A 21,729-nucleotide genomic window follows, 5' to 3' on the forward strand; every position below is an offset into this window, starting at 1 on the left:
GTCGCGGGTGGTCTGGTACAAACGAGGCGCGCAGCGGGGGTTGTTTGAGGCCGTGGGGGGGGCGGCGCCGGCTCTGCGTCTCGGGCCACTGCCGCCGCGCGAGCAGGGACACCGCGGCCCCATCACGCTCATCGGTGACGAGAGCGCGCCGCCGTACCAGCGGCCGCCGCTCACGAAGGCCTACCTGGCGGGGGAGACCGACCTCGCCGGGCTGGTGCTGAGGCAGGACTCGTACTACGACGACCACGGCATCAAGCTCATCCGGAACGAACGGGTGATCGGGGTCGACCGGCAGGCACGGGTCGCGGTGCTGGGCTGTGCCCGCACCGTCAGCTACGACCACCTGGTGTTCGCGACGGGGGCGCGGCCGCGGCCGTTGCCGATCCCCGGCGCCGAACACGTGCTCAACCTCCGCTCGATCGCCGACGCGGACGCCATCAAGGAACGCCTCGACGGCCAGATCGGGCTCGACGTCGTCGTCATCGGCGGTGGGTTCATCGGCCTGGAATTCGCCGCCGTGGTGCGGAAACTCCGGCACGAGGTGACCGTCGTCGAGGCGCAGCCGCAGGTGATGCAACGGGCCGTGTCCGCGGCGACCGCGGAGCAGCTCGTCAACCGCCACCGCAGCGAAGGCGTCCAGATCCTCACCGGCACGGGCGTCGCCGCCGTCAAGGAAGGCCTCGTCGAGCTGACGGACGGCACGGTGCTCGTCGCCGACCTCGTCGTCGCGGGCATCGGCGTCATCCCCAACACGGAGATCGCCCAGCGCGCCGGCCTCGCCGTCGACAACGGCATCGTCGTGGACGCCCACCTGCGCACCGTCGACCCGCGCGTCCACGCGCTCGGCGACTGCGCGAGCTTCGCGAGCACGCACGCCGGTGGGCTCATCCGGTTGGAATCAGTGCAGAACGCCACCGACCAGGGCACCACGGTCGCGGCGGCCATCCTCGGCAGCGCGGAGCCCTACACCGCCCTGCCGTGGTTCTGGAGCGACCAGTACGACGTGAAGCTGCAGACCGCGGGCCTCACCAACGGCCACGACCGCACGGTCACCGTCGGCGACCCGGCCGAGGGCAAGTTCTCGGTGTTCTGCTTCAAGCAGGGCAGGCTCATCGGGATCGAGGCGTACAACCGCCCCATCGATTTCCTGATGGGCAGGAGGATCCTCGAGAACGGCAACGCGCTCACACCGGAGATCGTCGCCCAGCCGGGCTTCGACCTGCGGGCGAGCCAGCAGAAAGCGGCCTGAGTGGGCACGCCGTCCGCGCTACAACCAGCCGGCTTCCTCGGCGATGCGGATGGCGTCCACCCGGTTGCGCCCGTTCAGCTTGGTCATGATCGTGGTCATGTAGTTGCGCACGGTGCCGACCGACAACGACAGCGCGACAGCGATGTCAGGCGAGTCGGCGCCGGCGGCCGCGAGCCGCAGGACCTCCAGCTCGCGGTCGGTCAGCGGGCACTCGCCGCGGTCCCACGCGGCCAGGGCCAGCTGGCTGTCGACGACGCGTTCCCCGGCGGCGACGCGGCGGATCGCGTCCGCGAGCTCCGTCGGCGGCGCGTCCTTGAGCAGAAAGCCGTCCACGCGGGCGGCCAACGCCCTGCGCAGCGTCCCCGGACGGCCGAGCGACGTCAGCATCAACGTCCTGACCTGCGGCATCGTCTCGCGGATCGTCGTCGCGGCACTCAGCCCGTCGAGGATCGGCAGGTCGATGTCGATGACGCAGACGTCCGGACCGTGCTGGCGCGCGGCCGGCACGATCTTGTCGCCCGAGCTCACCTCGGCCACGACCTCGATGTCCGGTTCGAGGTTGAGCAGCGCGATGAGAGCACCGCGCACCATGTGCATGTCCTCCGCGAGCAGAACCCTGATCATCGCGCCCCTCCGCGCGACACCATATCTCCCAACGTTCAGGTCGCGCTCCACGCCACATCAAGGCGCCCCGGCAAGGGTGAACCGAGCAACCTCGCGAAGGGATGCGTCATGGAACGCGGCGTCAACCTGACGGTCGTCTACTACTCCTCGACGGGAACGATTCACCGGCTCGCCTCGGAGATCGCCGAGACGGCCGAGAAGAACGGCGCCGAGGTGCGGCTGGTGCGCGCCGCGGAGCTCGCTCCCGAGGCCGTCTGGCGGTCACGGCCCTCGTGGGCCGAGCACCTGGAGGAGACGAAGGACGTCCCCATCGCCGCGGTCGACGACGTGCTGTGGGCCGACGCCGTCGTCTTCGGCACGCCGACCCGCTTCGGCAACGTGTCCTCGCAGCTCAAGCAGTTCATCGACACGCTGGGGCCGGCGTGGTTCAGCGGCCTGCTGGCGGACAAGGTCTACAGCGCCTTCACCTCCGGCGGCAGCCTGCACGGGGGCATGGAGACGACGCTGGTGTCGATCTACAACATGGTCTGCCACTTCGGCGGGATCATCGTGCCGCCGGGTGGAAACCTGAATCCCTACGGCACCTCTCACGTTCTGGGCGCGGACAACCTGCCGGTCGACGAGATCGCGTTGCAGGCGGCCCAGGTCCAGGCAGAACGCGTGGTGCGCGTGGCACGCGCGCTGAAGGAGGTCTGACCGCGGTGCGAGTCAAGGATGTCTTCGTCAACGGCAGCGGGGTGCGCCTGCCCTCGACGCTGAACGTCGCGGACGCGATCGCGTCGGGGGAGTGCGAGCCGAAGCTCGTCGCGCGCACGGACGTCGAGTCCGTCTCCGTGTCCCCGCACGAGTCCGCGGCCGAGATGGCGGTCGAGGCGGCCAGGGTCGCGTTGGCACGGGCGAAGTCGGAGCCCGGCGATGTCGACCTGATCCTGCACGCCACCACCTACCACCAGGGCCAGGACCTGTGGCCGGTCGGGTCCTACATCCAGCGCGAGACGGTCAGGAACTCCTGTCTGGCGCTGGAGATCCGGCAGATGTCCAACGGTGGCCTGGCCGCGATGGACCTCGCCGTCTCCTACCTGGTCGCCCGTCCCGGCAGGGATGCCCTCCTGACGTCCTCAGATCGCTTCTGCCTGCCCGGAATCGACCGCTGGAGGACCGACCCCGGAACGCCCTACGGCGACGGTGCGTCGGCTCTGGTGCTGTCCACTCGGGGCGGTTACGCGAAGCTGCTTTCGTTGGCGATCAATGCGGACAGCGATCTCGAACCGCTGCACCGCGGTGACGTGCCGTTCGGGCTCGCGCCCTTCTCGCACCGCATCCCGGTGGACTTCGAGGAGGCCAAGCACACGTTCAGCCGCGAGTTCGGGCTCTCCTACGGCATCAACAAGGCCAACGCGGGCCAGGCGCTCGCCGTCGAGCAGGCGCTGTCCGACGCCGACATGAAGATCGGTGACGCGGACTGGGTGATCCTGCCGCACTTCGGGCGCCGCCGGCTGGACGTGAACTACCTGCGGCCGTACGACCTCGATCCGGAGCGCACGACGTGGGCGTGGAGCCGCACGGTCGGGCACCTCGGCGCCGGCGACCAGTTCGCGAGCTTCGACCACCTGGTGCAGTCCGGCAAGGCGAAGTCCGGCCAGCGGATCGTGATGTTCGGCGTCGGCGCCGGCTACAGCTGGGGCTGCGCGGTCATCGAGATGCTCTGACGCGGCAACGGGATTTCGGCGCGCAGCCGATAGGTGTGCCCGGGCGTGAGGCCGGCGTGCAGTGCGCCGCCGAGCGCCCGCACCCGTGCGGTGAGGTTGCCGATCCCGGTGCCGTCACCGGACTCCCGCCGAACCGCTGGCACCCCGTCGTTGACGATCTCCAGCACCACGAGTCGCCCCGACGTGGAAAAGGCGATCTCGCAGTGCTCGGCCTTGCTGTGCCGCAGCAGGTTCGTGACGCCCTCGCGCAGCACGGTCGCGAGCGTCACCTCCACCTCGGCGGGCACCTCATCCGCGTCGACCCGGACGTCGACGCCCGCCACCGCCAGCAGCGCGCGGGCCGACCCGAGCTCCTCGCCGAACGACAGCTCGCGGTAGCTCGACGCCACCGACCGCACGTCGGCGAGCGCCTGCCGGGCGATGTCGCGCACCTCGGCGAGCTCCCGGCGGGCCTGGTCCGGCGGCAGCCGGTGGGCCAGCTCGGTCTTCAGCGTGATCGCGGACAGGCTGTACCCGAGCAGGTCGTGCAGGTCGCGCCCGAACCGCAGCCGTTCGCGGAGGACGGCCGCCGTCGCCAGTTCCTCGCGGGCCTGCTGCAGCTCGGTCACCATCGACCACAACCGCGACAGCGCGTACAGCACCAGCCCGTGGTTGGTGGCCGCGATCATGCCCCACACGACGTCCGTGAGCGGGTTGCCGGCCACCACGTGCACGACGCCCTGGCTCGCGACGACGGCACCGAACCCCGCCCAGCCGGCCCGCCGCGGCAGCACCAGCAGGGCGGCCCCCGCGGCGAAACCGGGGACGCCGCCCGCGAACGGGTTCCCCGTCACGAGCTGCGGGCCGAACACGCACACGGCGATCCCGGCGAGCGCCAGGCGGGGCCGGCGGGGCAGGACGGCGAGCAGGAGGGTCGCGATCACCGCGCCGCTCACCGCGCAGACCGCCATCACGCGGAGGTCGAACGACGCGAGCAACGTCGCCATCACGCAGTACCCGATCACCACCGCCGTGAGCAGCGCCCGCGGCCACAGAGCCGGGATCGGTGCCGTCGGGGAGGGCGGCTCGCGGTAGCTCGACGCGACCGCGCGCACGTCCGTCAGCGCCTCGCGGGCGATGCCGATGATCCGCGCGATCCCGGACTCGCCGACGACCCGGGCCTCGCGCATGATCGTGGTCAGGCCCTGCCCGAGCAGGTCCTCCAGGTCGCGGGCGAACGCCAGCCGTGCGCGCGCCACCGCGAGGTCGGCCAGCTCCGACCGGGCGGTCTCCAGCCGGTCGACCAGCGTCGGCAACCGCGACAGCCCGTAGACGGCGAGACCCGCGGTCAGCGTGGACGCGAACCAGTACGCGAGCACTCCCGCGGGCGCGCCGAACCAGGTCTTCGACAGCGGGTTGGCCGCCGCGACCAGGACGAACACCACCCACCGCGCCCGCCCGCGCAGCACCAGCAGCGCGCTGCCGGCGAGGAACCCCGGCATGCCCGCCCACGCCGTCGGGAAGAACGCCACCGGTGCGAACGCGAGGACCGCCAACGCCCCCAGCGCGAGGCGTGCCCCCGCCGATCCCAGGTCGGTGCCGGGCCGCGAGAACACCCCGAGCTGGAGGTACCCGATCGTCACCAGGCAGGCGAGCGACCCGGCGACCCGGCCCGGTGTCGCGCCCGCGTCGAGCACGTAGAGGAACGCGTTGAGCAGGTAGCCGGCGAACACAACGCTGATCACGGCGAACGCGAGCCGCCGGGACACGGATGCGTGCCCCGGTCTCGGGAGATCGGCCGTCATGGGCAGGCATGATGGCACCCGGACCGGCTGATCAGGACCTCAGTTGAGCGGCAGCGGGATCTCGGCGCGCAGCCGGTAGGTGTGCTCGGGCGTGAGACCGGCCTGCAGGTCGCCGCCCAGCGCCCGCACCCGCGTCGTCAGGTTGCCGATCCCGCTGCCGTCGGGCGACCGGCGCTCCGTCGAGGGGATGCCGTCGTTGACGATGTCCATCGTGACCAGGTGCTGCGAGCTGGAGAGCACGATCTCGCAGTGCTCGGCCTTGCTGTGCCGCAGCAGGTTCGTGACGCCCTCGCGCAGCACCGTCGCGAGCGTCACCTTCACCTCGGTCGGCAGCTGGTCGCACGCGTCGATCTGCACGGTGACCTCGATGTCGGCCGCCGACAGCAGCGCCTGCGCCGACTGGGTCTCCTCGTCGAACGACAGCTCCCGGTAGCTCAGCGCCACCGACCGCACGTCCGCGAGGGCCTGCCGGGAGATCTCCAGGACCTCGGTCAGCTCCTGGCGGGCCCGGCCGGGGTCGATCGTGGCCAGCCGGTGCGTGAGCTCGCTCTTCAGCGTGATCGCGGAGAGGCTGTAGCCGAGCAGGTCGTGCAGGTCGCGCGCGAACCGCAGCCGTTCCTGGGCCACCGCCGCCGTCGCCAGTTCCTCGCGGGCCTCGTGCAGCTCGCTCACCATCACCCGCAGCCGGGTCAGCCCGTACAGCACGAGCCCGTGGTTCGTCACGGCGACGAGGCCGTACACGACCCAGGAGCCGGTGAAGCCGGTCGCGGTCCACATGAAGTACTGACCCGCGGCGATCACGAGGAACGCCGCCCACCCGTACAGGCGCGGCAGCAGCAGCGCGGCGGACCCGGCGAGGAAGCCTGGCACCGCGATGAGCGGGTTGCCGTAGATCCACACCGGCACGTACACGCAGACGGCCATCACGGCGAGCACCGCGAGCCTGCCCGCCAGGCCGAGGCGGACGCGGGTGCGGCTGACGAGGCCCAGCACCAGGCCGAGCTGGACCGCGGTGGCGAGCAGCGCGACCGCCATCCCGGTCAGCCCCATGTGGGGGTAGTCGTAGGCGACCTGCGACAGCGACATGAGGCCGTAGCCGATCACCACGGTGGTGAACAGCACCTGGGCGAACCGGGTCGCCATCGACTGGCCGGCCGGTCGCGGGCCGTCCGCCTGCTCCTCGGACACCGGCTCGGCCGGTACCTCGGCGTGCAGCCGGTAGGTGCCGCCGGGCGAGACCTGGGCGAGCAGGGAGCCGTCGATGGCCGTGGCGCGCGTGGCGAGGTTGGTGAGGCCGCTGCCGCGCTCGGCGTCGACCTGAGCGGGAGCGCCGTCGTTGACGATGTCGATCGTCGCCGTGTCGCCCCTGCTGGAGATCGTGATGGTGCACCGGGTGGCCTCGCTGTGCCGCAACAGGTTCGTCACGCCCTCGCGCAGCACCGTCGCGAGCACGGTCCTCGACCGCGGCGAGAGCTCGCGGTGGTCCGCGTCGATCGTCGTCGCGACACCGGCCGCGGCCAGCACGGACCGCGCCGACTCGATCTCGTCCGCCAGCGAGAGTTCGCGGTAGCTCGACGCCACCGCACGAACGTCCGTCAGGGCCTCGCGGGCGATGCCGAGGATCTCGGCCAGCTCCCGCATCGCGCGTTCGGTGTGCGCGCCGAGCAGCTTGCGGGCCAGCTCCACCTTCAGCGTGACGGCGGACAGGCTGAACCCCAGCAGGTCGTGCAGGTCGCGCGCGAACCGCAGCCGTTCCTGCGACACCGCCAGCGCGGCGAGCTCGGAACGCGCCTCCTCCAGTTGCTTCACCTGCGACGGCAACCGGGACAGGCCGTACACGACCAGTCCCGCGACCAGCGAGGAGATCATGTAGTAGACCTGGGTGGAGAGGTCGGGAACGCTCCAGGCCTGGATCAGCCCGTTGCTCACCGCCACCGCGCCGTACACCAGCCAGCGGATCCTGCCCGGCAGCACGAGCAGCGCGCTGCCCGCGAGGAAGCCGTGCATCCCGGTCCACTCGGTCGGGAAGAACAGCAGCGGGACGTAGACGAGGGCCGCCATCGCGCCCAGCGCCAGGTACGCCGCGCGGGACCGCAGCTCCGCGCCCGGCCTGCTGAACACCCCGAGCTGGAGGTACCCGATCGCGAGCAGACAGGCGAGGGAGCCCACGACCCTGGCGGGCGTGACGCTGACCTTCACCACGTCGAGGAAGTTGTCGAGGAGGTAGTTGGCGAACACCACGCTGATGACGAAGTACGCCAAACGACGGGACACGGACGAGCGTTCCTGTCGTTGCGTCACAGTGGCTCCCACGCGAGGTTCGGGACGCGGCCATGATACGGGCGCTTCCTGGGAAATCTCGCGTTTTGCGGTCCTCGTTCGGAGCAACATGGCGGCGGCTCAACACCTCTGCACAGCGACTAGGTCGGCTCCCGCGAGATAGGCCACCACGTCGGCGACCAGGGTCTTGTCCACCTGCAACGACTCCGCGAGCTGGTTGATCGTGCTCTCGGTGTGCAGCAACGACTTCGCGATCTCGGTCGCGGGCGCGCTGTGCAGGATCACCTGGTAGGCCCGCCCCGGGCAGTTGAGTGCCTGGTCGCCGTTGAGCCGTTCGATCTCGGTGTGGGGCCGCATGGAGACGATCTGGTCGTCCCCGATGCTGGGCAGGGCGAACACGGCCTCACGGGTGACGGCCACCAGCGAGAGGATGGGACCCGCGCCGTCGTTCAGGCCGAGCGACGGCACCAGGCACCCACCCAGCTGGTCGAGCGTGTTCTTCAGCTTGCGCCACACGAGGCACGGCCCGGCGCCCGCCTTCCACCGCACGAAGTTCTCGTGCAGCGCCGAGATGTTCTCGAGAGCGACGGGGCCGAGGCTCATCCTGTGCAACGCCTCGCGCACGAGCGGACTGGTGTCGGCGATCTCGATGGCGCCCCACCTGCCGTGGACCGTGAGGTGCTCGGAGCCCTCGTCCACGAACACGTCCTCCATCAGGGACCACAGGGGCCTGCCTGCCGGGACGTGTGACTGCGTGGTCGTGGTCACCACGGCGCCTCCGCTCTGGGCGATGGTCATCACATGAACAACGGGATCGGGTTGAGCTCCTCGTACCGGCGCGGTCGTGCCAGCCGACCCAGTTGTACGGGCACGTCGTAGAGGCGCCCTTGAGCGAACCTCGACCAGAAGTGCCGCAGTCCCGGCACCACCACCCGCACCACGGGAAGCCCCACGTCTGGACGTGTCTGGTCGAGCACCAGGAGCTCCATCCCCAGTGACTCCAGGGTGTCCTGGATCGCCCTGATGTCGTCCACGAGGTCACGGCGGTGCGTGTAGACGTGGTGCGACGGCGGACGTGCCGGCACTGCGGGGTCGGGCTCCAGCCAGGGGTGCTCGGCGAGCCGGGTGTTCTCGAACCAGCGCCGCATGTCGACGTCGAACGCGCCCAGGTCCATCGGTTCGCAGACCATCGGCATGCACTGGTTCAGCTCGGTGAGCGCGCGCCGGGCGGCGATCCTCGGGTCGAGGTGCGCGCCGCAGCCGAACATGATGTCGTCGCGCGCCCCGCCGGTGCGGCGGGACACCGCGACCATCGCCGGCACGCCCAGGTCCGAGGTGACGTCGAGCAGCCACACTTCGCGGCCGAGGCCCGCGTGCACGGCGCGGAGCTCGTCGATCCACGGGTCGTGGAAGGCGTCGAGGTCCATGCCCGGCGCGGAAGTGCGGTTGTACCACCAGATCGCGACCGCGTCGCGTTCGACGAGTTCCAGAAGCCCTTGCAGGACCGCGTCCTCCAGGCTGCTGCCGGCGGCGCAACCGTTGGAGTTCGAGGTGACGCTCGGCGGACAGGGGGCGCCGAAGTAGAGCATGCCGGTGGGCAGGAACCTGTGCCGTTGCTCGGTCAGCGACCAGAGCGGGGTCCAGTCCATCACCTGGTCGTCGTCGAACGGCGCGGTGACCTGCTGGAAGGCCGAGTGCTCGGCGTTCCAGCCGTCCCGGCCCCCGAACTGACGCGGGTGGTAGAGCTGCACGGAGTCCGGGTGGATCGCCTGGTCGCCGAGCGAGGTGTAGCTGCCGCTCACGCGTGCCTCGTCGCCGGCGAACGCGCCGCTGCGCCGTTCCACGGCCTCGCACAGCGCGCCGACCTCGGCGTCGAGTGGCGTCACGCCCTTGCCCCCGCTGTCCGCGCGCAACGCCGAGCGCAGGCCTTCGAGCCCTTCGCCGGACGCCGCGATGTTCGCCCCGGACTGGTAGGAGTTGAAGAACGAAGGCCCGCGGTCGTTGCGGTGGATCTCCCGCACGATGCCGGTGACCGGGCCGATCAGGTGCCGGTAGGTGTCGAGCACCTCCTGCGGCGACGACGACCGGTGGCCGCCGCCGTCGCAGGAGGTCTTCACGCGACTGACGAGTTCGACCGGCTCGAACGTCCTGCGCGCGAGAACTCCGGGGTCACCGCAGCCCGAGCACTGCGGGCGGTGCCGCACCTCGTGCTGCGTGACCCTCATGGTGAGGCTGTCGTAGTTCCAGATCGACCGCTGCGCCCCGTGGCGGACGCCCGCGAACCACTTGGCGGCCTCGACCGACGCGATCTCCAGTGCCGTCGCTCGCAGCGACGGAAGTCCGATGGCGGGACGCGGTGCCGGACCTCGTTGTCCGCACCGTGCCCGTACGTGCGCCTCCGCCTTGCGGTTCGCCGAGAGGCGGGTGGCGAGGCAACGCCAGCAGGGGCCGTCGCCGGGGGTGAAGAAGGGACCGACGCTCACCTGCGCGCCGACCGGTTTGACCAGCATCCAGGGCGTGCCGGAGGCGCGGTGCGCGGCGTCGACGTCGCGCAGTTCGGGGGCCAGGTAGTCCGCGCACACCACGATCGTGAGGTCACCACTCCCCGAGGTGACCGTCAGTCCGTTGTGGCGCAAGGCTTCCACGAGCCCGTCGCGATCGGCGTCGCCGACCGCGACGACGGAGACGGTCGACGTCGTCGTCGCCGCCACCGCGTCCGCCGGGTCGAGCCCGGCCGCGTCCCAGTACGCGAGTGATGCCTCTGTCGTGGCCGGACCGCCGTCAGCGCAGCGCCTGCCGACCAGACCCGCCGCGGCGAGCCTCGTGAGCATGCGTTCCACCAGGTCGGCGGACAGACCGGCGGGAAGGTCCCGCAGCACCGCGGTGAGGTCCCTGGTGCCGTCGAGCAGTGGTGCCAGCGCCTCGACGTGCGTGCCCTGGATCGCGGTGACCCCGGACTCGCCGATGAGGTACACGGCCTCACCCTGCACGATCTGCGGCCGGAGGTGGAGCTTGAACCCGATCCGCCGCTCGTCGGGGTCGGCCAGTTCGGGTCTCATGCTGCGAGGACCTCGTCGTAGCTCGTGTAGCCGCTGCCGATGATGCAGTTGCCTCCGCTGCAGCTGCCGTAGGTGAAGATGTAGTAGTCCATCGAGGCTTCACGGTCGAACTGGTAGATCTTCATGTCGTCGGAGTCGTCGCTGGCGGTGGTGACGGAAGACAAGTGCTCCACGGTGACGGTGGGGTACATGTGCATCTCCGATGTTTGCGTGTCATTTGATGTGGGTAATCATGCGGACCAGCGGTAATGGATCGGTAGTTACCGGCTAATGCGCCCTCGTATGAAGTTTTCATACCCGGCACGGGCAGAACTCACCTGACATCGATGGCCTGTGCACTAACGCGCGCCCGTTGGGCCGAGCAGACTAATCCCGTGCTCGGAACCGAAGGAGGGGTCGCGATGCAGATCAAGGTCCTGGGGCCCGTCGAGGCCAAGGTGAACGGTCGCTCGGTGACGCCCACCGCGGCCAAGCCACGTCAGATCCTGGCGCTGCTCGCGCTGCACTCCGGGCAGGTCGTGTCCGTCCCCACGCTGATCGAGGAGCTGTGGGGCGACCGCCCGCCGCGCAGCGCCCGCACCACCCTGCAGACCTACATCCTCCAGCTGCGCAAGCTCATCGGCGACGCCCTGGCGACGTCCGGCGAGGGCGCGGCCAAGGAGGTGCTGGTCACCCGGTACGGCGGCTACCTGCTCGACGTGCCCGAGGACGCCGTCGACGTGCACGAGTTCGAACGCCTCTCGCGCGCCGGCCAGCAGGCCTACGACGTCGAGGACTTCGCGTCGGCCTCCCGGCTGCTGCGCCAGGCGCTCGACATGTGGCGCGGCGCCGCGGTCGTCGACGTGCGGCCCGGCATGCCGCTCGGCATCGAGATCGTGCGCCTGGAGGAGGCGCGGCTCGGCGTGCTCGAAGCGCGCATCGACGCCGAGCTGCGGATGGGCAAGCACAAGGCGTTGCTCTCCGAGCTCTCGGTGCTGACCGTGCAGAACCCGATGAACGAGAACCTGTGCGCGCAGTACATGATCTCGCTGTTCCGCGCCGGCCGGCAGTGGCAGGCGCTCGACGCGTTCAAGGCGTTGCGCAACACCCTGATCGAGGAGCTCGGCGTCGAACCGTCGTCGCGCCTGCAGACGTTGCAGCACGCCATCCTGACGTCCGACCCGCGCCTCGACAGCGCGGAAACCCGTCAGCTGCAACGACTTCTCGCCTGAAGTCTGGCTCCAGCGGCCCTCGCCACACTGTGGCGGGGGCCGTTTTTGCTTGTCAGACAACAGTTTCTTCGAGAATCTCTCCACTGAGCTACAGGTGTGCGCTGGCAACCTCAGACGTGGGCGCGCGGGAATCCGCCCGCTGGAGGAAAGGAAGCTAGCCGTGAGCGCACTGACCATCGAGGGTCTCAAGGAGATCCTCAACGAGGCCGCGGGCGACGACGACTCGTTCAAGCCCGGCCAGGACATTCTCGACCTCCCGTTCCTCGAGCTGGGCTTCGACTCCCTCGCCCTGCTGGAGACGGTCGCGCTGATCAAGCGCAAGCACGGGGTCTCCATCGCCGACGACGAGATGGCGTACCTCGAGACGCCGCGTCAGTTGCTGGACAAGGTCAACGGACAGATCGCGGCCTGACGCCGGCGACTCGGGATACGGAGACGGACATGACGCACACCACCACGCACACGGTCATGATCGGGGCTCCCGCCAAGGTGGTGTACGACCTGGTCGCGGACGTGACGACCTGGCCGTACATCTTCGGACCCACGGTGCAGGCCGAGGTGTTCGAACGGGACGGCTCGACGGAGCGGTTGCGGTTGCACGCGTTCGCCAACGGTGACGTGCGCACGTGGACGTCCCGGCGCGAGCTCGACCCGGCGAACCTGCACATCAAGTTCGAGCAGGAACGTTCGGCGGCACCGGTGAAGACGATGGGTGGGGAGTGGCGGATCGTCCCGATCGCCGACTCGGCGACTCGGGTCGATCTGCTCCACCACTTCACCGCGGCGCAGCCGGAGGCGGTCGACCTCATCCTGAACGCGGTCAACAACAACAGCGACGCCGAGCTCGCCGCCCTGAAGCGGGCGGCCGAGTACGGCGACGACTACGACAAGCTGGTGCTGTCGTTCTCGGACAGCATCACGATCCACGCGAGCCGCAAGGACGTCTACGAGTTCCTCTACCGGTCCGACCTGTGGCCGGAGCGCCTGCCGCACGTGGCACGGCTGGACCTCACGGAGGCCGTCACCGGGGTGCAGTCCATGGAGATGGACACGCGCAGCCCGGACGGGTCGATCCACACCACGCACTCGGTGCGGGTCTGCACCCCGTACGACGGCATCGTCTACAAGCAGACGCACACCCCGCCGATCATGGCGGCACACGTCGGCCGGTGGACGTTCAAGGACATCGGCGACGGCATCGAGGCCGGCATCGAGGCGACGTCGCACCACACCGTCGTCATCCGGCCCGAGGTCATCCCCGAGGTGCTGGGTGCCGACGGGACGATCGAGCGCGCTCGCGAGCTCATCCGTCACGCGCTGGGCACCAACAGCCTCACGACGCTCCGGCACGCGAAGGAATTCGCCGAGAACGGATGAGGATGAGGTGAAGCGATGGGGTTGGGTGGCGCGGACTTGCTGACAGCCGCCGCACGCGCTGCGAGCCGCAACGGACTCTACGTGGTCTCCATGTACCTGGAGAAGGCCGCGGTCGAGCATCAGCGCAAGGGATGTCCTTCGGAAGTCGGGCATTGCGCTTACGAGATCGAGGCCTCCCGAGTGCTGCTGTCGGGGTTCTAGATGAAGCTCTACGACATCTCGCTGCGCCGCACCAGCCTGTCCATTTCGGACAGACTGGTCGCGGCGCGGCGCCTCGACGCGCTCGGGGTCGCGTTCGTCGACGGAGGCAGGCCCGCCCGGTCGTTCTACCACCGGGCGGCGATCGAGCTCCGGTTGCGGTCGTCCACCCTCATCGCATCAGGCGGTCCTGAGGACATCGCCGCACTGACAGCCGCGGAAACGCCCGCGGTGGCAGTAATCGTCCAGGGGCACGGCATTTCGATGGTTCGGAACGCCGTGCGTCAACTCGTGCGCGTGGAACGACGAGTGATCGTCGAAGCGCGGGACTTCTTCGACGGCTGGCTGATCGACCCCGAACACGCTTTGGAGGTCGTGCTGACCGCCGCGGAGGCTGGGGCGGAAACCGTGTTGTTGCACGACACAGCGGGCAAGCTGTGGCCGGACCAGATCGGCGAGATCGTCTCCTCGGTCGCGGAAACCGGTGTGCCCCTGGGATTTGGTTGTCACGACGAAGGCGGTTCGCAGGCGAAGCAGCTGTTCGCCGCGGATGCGGGGGCAAGCCTCGTACAGGGGTCCTACGCCGTCGTTCGAGGTGGCCTCGATCGGGCCGTTTCACCATCGGTTCATTCGGCAGAAACAGGTATCGCTCCCGTGCCCTGTCCGAGATTGGAGCAGACCGTGTCCGCACAGAAGGCGATTGGAGGTGTCCGATGAGTCGTCGCGCCGTCATCACCGGGGTGGGCGTGGTCGCACCTGGTGGCATCGGAACGAAGGCGTATTGGAAACTGCTGTCCGAAGGGCGTACGGCGACTCGCAACATCACGCACTTCGACGCGTCTCCGTACCGCTCCCGCATGGCGGGGGAAGCAGATTTCGATCCAGTGCGCGAAGGCCTGACACCGCAGGAGATCCGCCGGCTCGACCGGGCCGCGCAGTTCGCCGTGGTCGCGGGTCGTGAGGCGATGTCCGACTCCGGCATCGAGTTCGACCAGCTCGACCCCGGCCGCATCGGTGTCTCGCTCGGCACCGCGGTCGGCTGCACGACCTCGCTGGAGCGCGAGTTCATCGTCGGCTCCGACCGGGGCAAGTACTGGGAGGTCGACCAGTCCTACGCGGTCCCGCACCTCTACGACTACTTCACGCCATCCTCGATGGCGACGGAGCTGGCGTGGACGGTCGGCGCGGAAGGACCGGTCTCCGTGGTCTCCACGGGCTGCACGTCCGGTCTCGACTCGGTCGGTTACGCGGCCGAGCTGATCATGGAGGGCTCCGCGGACGTCGTCGTCACCGGCGGCACCGAGGCCCCGCTCTCCCCGATCACCGTGGTCTGCTTCGACGTGATCCGCGCGTCGAGCACCCGCAACGACGACCCGACAACGGCCTGCCGGCCGTTCGACAAGACCCGCGACGGCCTGGTGCTGGGCGAGGGGTGCGCGATCATCGTGCTGGAGGAGCTGGAGCACGCCCGTGCCCGCGGCGCCCACATCTACGGTGAGATCGGCGGCTTCGCCTCGCGGTGCAACGCCTACCACATGACGGGCCTGCACCCCGAGGGCATCGAGATGTCCGACGCCATCAACATCGCGCTGAAGCAGGCGCGGGCGGACGCCACGGACGTCGGCTACATCAACGCGCACGGGTCGGGCACCAAGCAGAACGACCTGCACGAGACGGCCGCCTTCAAGCGCTCGCTCGGTGCGCACGCCTACAAGACCCCGGTCTCCGGCTTCAAGTCGATGATCGGGCACTCGCTGGGCGCGATCGGGTCCCTGGAGATCGTCGGCTCGCTGCTGGCGTTCGAGCAGGACCTCATCCCGCCGACGGCGAACCTCCACGAGCCGGACCCCGAGTGCGACCTCGACTACACGCCGCTGGTCGCGCGCGAGAAGAAGGTCAACACGGTCCTGACCGTGGGCAGTGGTTTCGGTGGATTCCAGAGCGCCATGGTGCTCAAGAAGGTGGAAGGGGCAGGTCGGTGACTCGGGCGGTGGTGACGGGAATCGGCATCGCGTCGCCGAACGGATTGGGGCCGACCGCGTACTGGCGGGCGACCCTGCACGGTGAGGCGGCGATCAGGCCGATCACCCGGTTCGACAGCGCGAACTACTGGGCGAAGATCGCCGGTGAGGTGCCTGGCTTCGAGGCAGGGCGGCACCTGCAGGGTCGCCTGCTGCCGCAGACGGACCACATGACGCGGCTGACACTCGTCGGCACGGACTGGGCGTTGCGTGGTGCGGGTGTGCAGCCGAACGACATCCCCGACACGGACATCGCGGTGATCACCGCGGCGACCGCCGGTGGCTACGAGTTCGGTCAGCGCGAACTGCAGAAGCTGTGGCACCAGGGTCCGGAGTACGTCTCGGCGTACCAGTCGTTCGCGTGGTTCTACGCGGTCAACACGGGCCAGATCTCCATCCGGCACGGCACGCGCGGTCCCGGCGCGGTCGTGGTGTCCGAGCAGGCCGGTGGCATCGACTCCATCGGCCACGCCCGCCGGCAGCTGCGCAAGGGCGTGCAGCTCGCGCTGACGGGCGGCATGGACTCCTCGCTGTGCCCGTGGGCGTGGGTCGCCCACCAGGCGTCGGGTTGCCTGTCCCGCAACAACAACCCGAAGCGCGCCTACCTGCCGTTCGACCGCGACGCCTCCGGGTACGTCGCGGGTGAGGGCGGCGCGATCATGGTCGTCGAGACGCCGGAGTCGGCGGCGGGACGGCCGGGGACGCGCATCTACGGCGAGATCGTCGGGTACGCCTCGACGTTCGACTCGCGGATGCCGTCGCGGGAGCCGGGCCTGAAGCGCGCGGCCGAGCTGGCCCTGCGCGACGCCGGCATGGACGCCTCGGAGATCGACGTGGTGTTCGCCGACGCGGCGGGCATCCCGGAGCTCGACAAGGCCGAGGCCGAGGCGATCAAGGGCATCTTCGGGCCGTACGGCGTGCCGGTGACGGCCCCGAAGACCATGACCGGCAGGCTTTTCGCCGGTGGTGGCTCGCTGGACGTGGCGTCGGCGATCCTCTCCATCTACTGGAGCGCGATCCCGCCGACCGTCAACGTCGAGAACGTGGTGCCGGAGTACGAGCTCGACCTCGTGATGAACGAGGCGCGGCACGGCAAGATCAAGGCCGCTCTGGTGCTCGGCCGCGGCAAGGGCGGCTTCAACTCCGCCATGGTGGTTCGCGAGTACAGGTGATGTCATGCCTCAAGGGCCGCGAGGGTGTTTTCCTCTCTCGCGGCCCTTGAGCCGTTTCTGGAGGCGTGTTGTGGACGTAGCACTTATGTTTCCGGGCCAGGGATCGCAGTACCCGCGGATGGCGGCGTCCCTGTACGGCACGGACGCGGTGTTCACCTCGGTGATCGACGAGGTGTTCGAGCTGTTCGGGGACGTCGGGTCGGTGGCCTGCGAGGACTGGCTGGCCGGCGCCGACATCGACCACGTGTCGCGCGCGCAGCCGTTGCTGTTCGCGGTGGACTACGCGTTGGGGCGCACCGTGTTGTCGTGGGGTGTCGAGCCCGTGGCGTTGATCGGGCACTCCGCGGGTGAGGTCGTCGCGGCCACGCTGGCCGGGGTGTTCTCGTTGGAGGAAGCGGTTTCCCTGGTGCGGGACCGGGTGTTGTCGGCGGTGCCGATTCCGTCCGGTGGGATGCTGGCCGTCGCCGCTTCGGAGGCGGATCTGCTGCCGTACCTGGAAGGCGATGTCGCGATCGCCGCGGTGAACTCGGCGCGGCAGACCATGCTGGCCGGGTCCGACGAGCCGCTGGCACGGGTGCGGGCCCGTCTGGAGGCCGACGAGTACATCGTGGTGACGGTGCCCGCGTCGACGCCGTTCCACAGCCCGGCGATGCAGCCGGCCGTGGACGAGGCGCTGGCGTCGTGGAGTGCCTCGCCCGTCGCGCCGTCGATGCCGTTGTACTCGGGGTACACGGGCAAGCTGATGACCTCCGAGGACGCGTTGTCGGCGCGGTTCTGGACCCGGCAGCTGACCGACGCCGTCTACTTCGGACCGGCGTTGAACGAGCTGGTGGCGATGTACGACGTGCTGCTGGTGGAAGCGGGTCCCGGGCAGACGCTGACGTCGTTCGCGCGCCGCACGAAGGCCGTGCGGTCGGGTGCGTCGCAGGTGTTGCCGTTGCTGGACGCGCACGACTCCGTGGAGACCGCTCGCGCCCGTTTGGTTTAGCCGCAATATAAAAGGGCCGCCCTCTCCTGGAGGGCGGCCCTTTAGTGCCTGCTAGTCGATGCCTCGGATGATGTGGTCTTCGTTCTCTGGTGGCCATGAATCGCTGTTTTCCATACCTACGAGGGTAGGTACGGTGATTCAGCTCTCACTTGAAGAACGGTTGTCCGGTTTCAGTCGTCCAACAGGGCGACCGCACGGGTCCAGCCCGCGCCGGCGCCCTTGATCTTGACCGGGAACGCGACGACGGTGAACCCGAAGTCCGGCAACGCGTCCAGGTTCGCGAGCCGTTCGATCTGGCAGTACTCGCGGTCGCGACCGGCGAAGTGCGCGGGCCACAGCACGCTCTCGTCCTTGGTCTGCAGGTAGCGCTTGACGATGTCCGGGAACGGCGCGTCGAGGCTGAACGCGTCCGTCCCGATCACCTTGACCCCGAGGTCCAGCAGGAGGTTCGTGGCGGGGCCGTCGAGTCCGGTGTAGTCGGTGAAGTAGGTCTGGGTGCCCGCGTGCTCGGCGGCGCCGGTGTCGAGGATGACGACGTCCATCGGCTTCGGCGTGTAACCGATGCGGGCGAACTCCTTCTCCAGCACCTCCACGCCGATGACGCCGGTGCCGTGGCCGCGCACGTCGAGCTTCACGCCGGGGTTGTGGAACCACTCCAGCGGCATCTCGTCGATGTGGCGCGGGATCCCGTTGCCGTACGTGGTCTTCGACCCGTAGTGGCTCGGGGCGTCGACGTGCGTGCCGGTGTGGGAGGTCAGGCTGATCCGGTCCAGCGTGAGGAACTCGGAGTCCCGCAGCACGGAGACGTCGAACTCGATGCCGAGCCGCGCCTTGAGCTGCTCGGCCATGTGTTCCGCGCCCTGGGCGGCCGTGAGCACCTCGTGCGTCACCGGGTCCGCTTCGTACGCGGATGCGTCAATGTGGGAAGACAGATCGATGATGCGCATGGTGCTGAGCTTGGCGGGCGTTCCTTGAGCACGTCTCAAGACGCGGTGTGCAGAGTTTTCCGTGGTCTGACACCGTTTTAGAGGAGCTCTCTCATGATCACCTTCCTGAACCGCTTCACGCTCACCGGTGACCCCGAGGAGTTCGAGAAGGCCTTCGACGAGACGGCGGCGTTCCTGCGCGAGCAGCCGGGCCTGATCCAGTACACGCTCTCGCGCCAGCTCGACGACCCGGCCTCCTACATCAACATCGCGCTGTGGGAGAGCGCCGACGCCCTGCGCGCCGCGCTGGCCCACCCCGACTTCGGCAACCACGCCAAGGCGATGCGCGGCCTGGCCGAGTCGTCCGGCGCGATCTTCAACCCGCGCCTGTCGTTCGAGGCCTCTGCCTGATGTCTCCCCTGTCCGGACTGAAGGTCGTCGAGTTCGGCGGCATCGGTCCCGGCCCGCACGGCGCGATGCTGCTGGCGGACCTCGGCGCGGAGGTCACCCGCGTCGAACGTCCGTCCGGCGGCCTGTCCGTGGTGCCGGACGCCTCCCGCGACTTCCTGTTGCGCGGCAGGCGTTCGGTGTCCGCGGACCTGAAGTCGTCCGAGGGCCGTGCGCTGGTGCTGTCGCTGATCGCCGACGCCGACGTCGTGATCGAGGGCTTCCGGCCGGGCGTGCTGGAACGGCTCGGGCTCGGGCCGTCCGACTGCCTCGCGGTGAACCCCGGCCTGATCTACGCCCGCATGACCGGATGGGGCCAGTCCGGTCCGCTGGCCGACCGCGCCGGCCACGACATCAACTACCTGTCGGTCACCGGTCTGCTGCACGCGATCGGCAAGCCGCCGCTGAACCTCGTCGGCGACTTCGGCGGCGGGTCGTTGTACCTGGTGCTCGGCGTGCTGGCGGCGTTGTGGGAACGCCAGCGCACCGGCCGCGGCCAGGTCGTCGACGCGGCCATCGTGGACGGTGTGGCGTCGCTCGCGCAGATGATCTGGTCGATGAAGGCGCAGGAGGTGTGGGAGGACGCGCCCGACTCGAACCTGCTGGACGGCGGCTGCCCGTTCTACGCCCTGTACGAGTGCGCGGACGGCCGTTCCGTCGCCGTCGGCTCGCTGGAACCGCAGTTCTACGCGCTGCTGCTGGCCGGTCTGGGGCTGTCCCGGGATGATCTTCCCGCGCAGATGGACCGCGACTCGTGGCCGTTGCTGCGCAAGACGTTCGCCGAGGCGTTCCTGACCAGGACCCGCGACGAGTGGTCCTCGGTGTTCGCGTCCACGGATGCCTGTGTGACCCCGGTGCTGACCTTGGAGGAGGCCGCGTCCTACCCGCACCTGGTGGCGCGCGGAGTCTTCACCGCCGACGGCGCCGCCGTCCCCGCCCCGCGCTTCTCCCCGGAAGCTCGTCCCGACTGAAACTTGCCTTCGCTAAGTTGTTGGTCGTGGAACTGCGCATCTTCACCGAGCCCCAGCAAGGGGCGAGCTACGACGACCTGCTCCGCGTCGCGAAGACGGCCGAGGACGCCGGCTACGGCGCCTTCTTCCGCTCCGACCACTACCTGAAGATGGGTTCGGCCGACGGCCTGCCCGGCCCGACCGACCCGTGGATCACCTTCGCCGGCCTCGCCCGCGACACGTCGACGATCCGCCTGGGCACGCTGATGACCGCGGCGACCTTCCGCCACCCCGGACCGCTCGCCATCAGCGTCGCCCAGGTCGACCAGATGTCCGGCGGTCGCGTGGAGTTCGGCATCGGCGCCGGCTGGTACGAGGCCGAGCACACCGCGTACGGCATCCCGTTCCCGGCGCTGGGGGAGCGGTTCGAACGCTACGAGGAACAGGTCGCCATCATCACCGGCCTGTGGCAGACCCCGGCCGGCGGCACCTTCTCGTTCGAGGGCAAGCACTACACGCTGACCGACTCGCCCGCCCTGCCCAAGCCCGCGCAGGACCGCATCCCGCTGCTGATCGGCGGCAAGGGCGCGCGGCGCACCCCGGCACTGGCCGCCTCCTACGCCACCGAGTTCAACCTGCCGTTCGTCGGCATCGACGCCGCCGTCGAGCAGTTCGCCCGCGTCGACGCCGCCTGCGAGGCTATCGGCCGCGCTCCGTCGGACATCACCCGCTCGGTCGCCCTGGTCGCGTGTGTGGGCCGCACCGACGCCGACGTCGCCCGCCGCGCCGCCGCCATCGGCCGCGAGGTCGACGAACTCAAGCAGAACGGCCTCGCCGGCACCCCGGCCGAGGTCGTCGACCGCATCGGCGCGTGGCGCGAGGCGACGGGCATCCAGCGCGTCTACCTCCAGGTCCTGGACCTGGCCGACCTCGACCACATCACCGACGTCGCCTCGGACGTGGCCCCGCAGCTGGCCTGATATCCGATATATCGGGTGGTGGACGCCGGCGGCGGCCCGTATCCACTACCCGATATCCGATATATGGGGCTGCTGACCTGCTGATATCCCGTATCCGATATATCAGCGTCCGGCGGCCTCGCCCCGCCCGCCGATATCCCATATCCGATGTACTAGGTGGGGTGGTCGATATCCGTCATGCGATATATCGCGTACCGGATATCGGATACGGGATATCAGGCGAGCGCCCGCCGCACCGCCGCCGGCATCGGCAGGACGAGGCCCGCGAACCTCCGCCGATATCCGATGTATCGCAGCTGGAGCGCGGGGTCGTCGAGGTAGCGCTGCTCCAGGCCGTCCCGCCCGAGGACCAGCTTCAACCCGCGCCCGAGCATCGACGGCGAGTCGAGGCCGAACCGGGCGCGCAGCACGTCGGCGGCCGCGTGGTCGCCGAACTCCAAGGCGGCCCGGCGCACCGATTCCACCGGCACCATCAGGTACTGCTCGTCCGCGCGCACGCCGTCGCGATAGGCGATCCCCAACGCGCTCAGCGCCTTTTGGCGCGCGCCACCGTCGAGCCCGAGGTAGTACTGCTCCCACTCGGCGACCTGGATCTCACCGGACCACGTCCGCACCGGCTTCTCGTCCTGCGCGGCCGCGACGGCCACGACCGAACCACTCGACGTGATTCCACCCGCCAATGCCGTGACACCGGCAGCCGCGAACAACTGGCGTCGGGACAACCTCACGACGCACCCTCCTCCGGAATGCCCTG

At 69.5% G+C, this 21,729-nt stretch carries 21 protein-coding genes; 13 read left to right on the forward strand and 8 right to left on the reverse strand.

What is annotated here, in order from left to right:
• A partial coding sequence (locus tag ACFWNN_RS10845; protein WP_382439680.1) for an NAD(P)/FAD-dependent oxidoreductase occupies nt 1–1,249 on the forward strand: 1,249 nt, incomplete at its 5' end.
• An 18-nt stretch (nt 1,250–1,267) separates the two neighbouring features.
• Here ACFWNN_RS10845 and ACFWNN_RS10850 read toward each other — a convergent pair.
• Complete coding sequence (locus ACFWNN_RS10850) at nt 1,268–1,873, reverse strand: DNA-binding response regulator (protein WP_382439681.1); 606 nt, start codon at nt 1,871–1,873, stop codon at nt 1,268–1,270.
• 108 nt (nt 1,874–1,981) lie between these two features.
• Between ACFWNN_RS10850 and ACFWNN_RS10855 the strand changes: the two genes are divergently transcribed.
• Both ACFWNN_RS10855 and ACFWNN_RS10860 read left to right on the forward strand, forming a co-directional pair.
• Nucleotides 1,982–2,569 carry a flavodoxin family protein gene (locus tag ACFWNN_RS10855; RefSeq protein ID WP_382439682.1) on the forward strand — a complete coding sequence of 196 codons (588 nt, stop codon included), beginning with the start codon at nt 1,982–1,984 and terminating at the stop codon, nt 2,567–2,569.
• 5 nt (nt 2,570–2,574) lie between these two features.
• Nucleotides 2,575–3,582, forward strand: coding sequence for a ketoacyl-ACP synthase III family protein (locus ACFWNN_RS10860; protein WP_382439683.1), 1,008 nt, complete (start codon nt 2,575–2,577; stop codon nt 3,580–3,582).
• Here the strand turns inward: ACFWNN_RS10860 and ACFWNN_RS10865 are convergent.
• The 5 genes from ACFWNN_RS10865 to ACFWNN_RS10885 form a co-directional block, all read right to left on the reverse strand.
• Nucleotides 3,546–5,366 (reverse strand): histidine kinase, encoded by a 1,821-nt coding sequence (locus ACFWNN_RS10865; RefSeq protein ID WP_382439684.1) that lies wholly within the window; start codon nt 5,364–5,366, stop codon nt 3,546–3,548. The genes ACFWNN_RS10860 and ACFWNN_RS10865 overlap by 37 nt on opposite strands.
• A gap of 39 nt (nt 5,367–5,405) precedes the next feature.
• On the reverse strand, nt 5,406–7,667 hold the full coding sequence (locus tag ACFWNN_RS10870) for a sensor histidine kinase (RefSeq protein ID WP_382439685.1): 2,262 nt from the start codon (nt 7,665–7,667) through the stop codon (nt 5,406–5,408).
• 99 nt (nt 7,668–7,766) lie between these two features.
• Nucleotides 7,767–8,444, reverse strand: a complete 678-nt coding sequence (locus ACFWNN_RS10875) for a hypothetical protein (protein ID WP_382439686.1) — start codon at nt 8,442–8,444, stop codon at nt 7,767–7,769.
• Nucleotides 8,444–10,705 carry a TOMM precursor leader peptide-binding protein gene (locus ACFWNN_RS10880; RefSeq protein ID WP_382439687.1) on the reverse strand — a complete coding sequence of 754 codons (2,262 nt, stop codon included), beginning with the start codon at nt 10,703–10,705 and terminating at the stop codon, nt 8,444–8,446. The genes ACFWNN_RS10875 and ACFWNN_RS10880 overlap by 1 nt, the downstream gene beginning before the upstream one ends.
• On the reverse strand, nt 10,702–10,896 hold the full coding sequence (locus ACFWNN_RS10885) for a hypothetical protein (RefSeq protein ID WP_382439688.1): 195 nt from the start codon (nt 10,894–10,896) through the stop codon (nt 10,702–10,704). The genes ACFWNN_RS10880 and ACFWNN_RS10885 overlap by 4 nt, the downstream gene beginning before the upstream one ends.
• Before the next feature lie 210 nt (nt 10,897–11,106).
• On the opposite strand from ACFWNN_RS10885, the gene ACFWNN_RS10890 reads away from it, so the two are divergent.
• The 7 genes from ACFWNN_RS10890 (at nt 11,107) to ACFWNN_RS10920 (ending at nt 17,672) form a co-directional block, all read left to right on the forward strand.
• Nucleotides 11,107–11,916: a BTAD domain-containing putative transcriptional regulator gene (locus tag ACFWNN_RS10890; RefSeq protein WP_382439689.1), complete on the forward strand. Its 810-nt coding sequence runs from the start codon at nt 11,107–11,109 to the stop codon at nt 11,914–11,916.
• A 160-nt stretch (nt 11,917–12,076) separates the two neighbouring features.
• Entirely contained in the window at nt 12,077–12,328 is a 252-nt protein-coding gene (locus ACFWNN_RS10895) for an acyl carrier protein (RefSeq protein ID WP_285647185.1), read from the forward strand.
• Between the two features lie 29 nt (nt 12,329–12,357).
• Nucleotides 12,358–13,293, forward strand: a complete 936-nt coding sequence (locus ACFWNN_RS10900; RefSeq protein ID WP_382439690.1) for an aromatase/cyclase — start codon at nt 12,358–12,360, stop codon at nt 13,291–13,293.
• A gap of 201 nt (nt 13,294–13,494) precedes the next feature.
• On the forward strand, nt 13,495–14,208 hold the full coding sequence (locus ACFWNN_RS10905) for a hypothetical protein (protein WP_382439691.1): 714 nt from the start codon (nt 13,495–13,497) through the stop codon (nt 14,206–14,208).
• Nucleotides 14,205–15,473, forward strand: coding sequence for a beta-ketoacyl synthase (locus ACFWNN_RS10910; protein ID WP_090059926.1), 1,269 nt, complete (start codon nt 14,205–14,207; stop codon nt 15,471–15,473). Before ACFWNN_RS10905 ends, ACFWNN_RS10910 begins: the two co-directional genes overlap by 4 nt.
• Complete coding sequence (locus ACFWNN_RS10915) at nt 15,470–16,684, forward strand: ketosynthase chain-length factor (protein ID WP_382439692.1); 1,215 nt, start codon at nt 15,470–15,472, stop codon at nt 16,682–16,684. Before ACFWNN_RS10910 ends, ACFWNN_RS10915 begins: the two co-directional genes overlap by 4 nt.
• Before the next feature lie 85 nt (nt 16,685–16,769).
• Complete coding sequence (locus tag ACFWNN_RS10920; RefSeq protein ID WP_382439817.1) at nt 16,770–17,672, forward strand: acyltransferase domain-containing protein; 903 nt, start codon at nt 16,770–16,772, stop codon at nt 17,670–17,672.
• A 170-nt stretch (nt 17,673–17,842) separates the two neighbouring features.
• Here ACFWNN_RS10920 and ACFWNN_RS10925 read toward each other — a convergent pair whose 3' ends face one another.
• Entirely contained in the window at nt 17,843–18,619 is a 777-nt protein-coding gene (locus ACFWNN_RS10925) for a cyclase family protein (RefSeq protein WP_382439693.1), read from the reverse strand.
• A gap of 93 nt (nt 18,620–18,712) precedes the next feature.
• On the opposite strand from ACFWNN_RS10925, the gene ACFWNN_RS10930 reads away from it, so the two are divergent.
• Genes ACFWNN_RS10930 through ACFWNN_RS10940 form a run of 3 tightly spaced genes read left to right on the forward strand, consistent with a single transcriptional unit; the run spans nt 18,713 to nt 20,975 of the window.
• Nucleotides 18,713–19,009 carry an antibiotic biosynthesis monooxygenase family protein gene (locus tag ACFWNN_RS10930; protein ID WP_382439694.1) on the forward strand — a complete coding sequence of 99 codons (297 nt, stop codon included), beginning with the start codon at nt 18,713–18,715 and terminating at the stop codon, nt 19,007–19,009.
• Nucleotides 19,006–20,016 (forward strand): CaiB/BaiF CoA transferase family protein, encoded by a 1,011-nt coding sequence (locus ACFWNN_RS10935; RefSeq protein WP_382439818.1) that lies wholly within the window; start codon nt 19,006–19,008, stop codon nt 20,014–20,016. The genes ACFWNN_RS10930 and ACFWNN_RS10935 overlap by 4 nt, the downstream gene beginning before the upstream one ends.
• A gap of 26 nt (nt 20,017–20,042) precedes the next feature.
• On the forward strand, nt 20,043–20,975 hold the full coding sequence (locus ACFWNN_RS10940; protein WP_382439695.1) for an LLM class F420-dependent oxidoreductase: 933 nt from the start codon (nt 20,043–20,045) through the stop codon (nt 20,973–20,975).
• Between the two features lie 215 nt (nt 20,976–21,190).
• Here the strand turns inward: ACFWNN_RS10940 and ACFWNN_RS10945 are convergent, their stop codons facing one another.
• Nucleotides 21,191–21,703, reverse strand: coding sequence for a hypothetical protein (locus ACFWNN_RS10945; RefSeq protein ID WP_382439696.1), 513 nt, complete (start codon nt 21,701–21,703; stop codon nt 21,191–21,193).
• Nucleotides 21,704–21,729: the final 26 nt, after the last annotated feature.

The sequence above is a fragment of the Lentzea sp. NPDC058450 genome, assembly GCF_042721395.1.
Classification (GTDB): Bacteria; Actinomycetota; Actinomycetes; order Mycobacteriales; family Pseudonocardiaceae; genus Lentzea.

Coding starts and splice junctions, on each gene's coding strand:
- ACFWNN_RS10850 (WP_382439681.1), bottom strand. CDS start 1,873: ATGATCAGGGTTCTGCTCGCGGAGGACATGCACATGGTGCGCGGTGCT.
- ACFWNN_RS10855 (WP_382439682.1), top strand. CDS start 1,982: ATGGAACGCGGCGTCAACCTGACGGTCGTCTACTACTCCTCGACGGGA.
- ACFWNN_RS10865 (WP_382439684.1), bottom strand. CDS start 5,366: ATGACGGCCGATCTCCCGAGACCGGGGCACGCATCCGTGTCCCGGCGG.
- ACFWNN_RS10875 (WP_382439686.1), bottom strand. CDS start 8,444: ATGACCATCGCCCAGAGCGGAGGCGCCGTGGTGACCACGACCACGCAG.
- ACFWNN_RS10880 (WP_382439687.1), bottom strand. CDS start 10,705: ATGAGACCCGAACTGGCCGACCCCGACGAGCGGCGGATCGGGTTCAAG.
- ACFWNN_RS10885 (WP_382439688.1), bottom strand. CDS start 10,896: ATGTACCCCACCGTCACCGTGGAGCACTTGTCTTCCGTCACCACCGCC.
- ACFWNN_RS10890 (WP_382439689.1), top strand. CDS start 11,107: ATGCAGATCAAGGTCCTGGGGCCCGTCGAGGCCAAGGTGAACGGTCGC.
- ACFWNN_RS10900 (WP_382439690.1), top strand. CDS start 12,358: ATGACGCACACCACCACGCACACGGTCATGATCGGGGCTCCCGCCAAG.
- ACFWNN_RS10905 (WP_382439691.1), top strand. CDS start 13,495: ATGAAGCTCTACGACATCTCGCTGCGCCGCACCAGCCTGTCCATTTCG.
- ACFWNN_RS10910 (WP_090059926.1), top strand. CDS start 14,205: ATGAGTCGTCGCGCCGTCATCACCGGGGTGGGCGTGGTCGCACCTGGT.
- ACFWNN_RS10920 (WP_382439817.1), top strand. CDS start 16,770: ATGTTTCCGGGCCAGGGATCGCAGTACCCGCGGATGGCGGCGTCCCTG.
- ACFWNN_RS10925 (WP_382439693.1), bottom strand. CDS start 18,619: ATGCGCATCATCGATCTGTCTTCCCACATTGACGCATCCGCGTACGAA.
- ACFWNN_RS10930 (WP_382439694.1), top strand. CDS start 18,713: ATGATCACCTTCCTGAACCGCTTCACGCTCACCGGTGACCCCGAGGAG.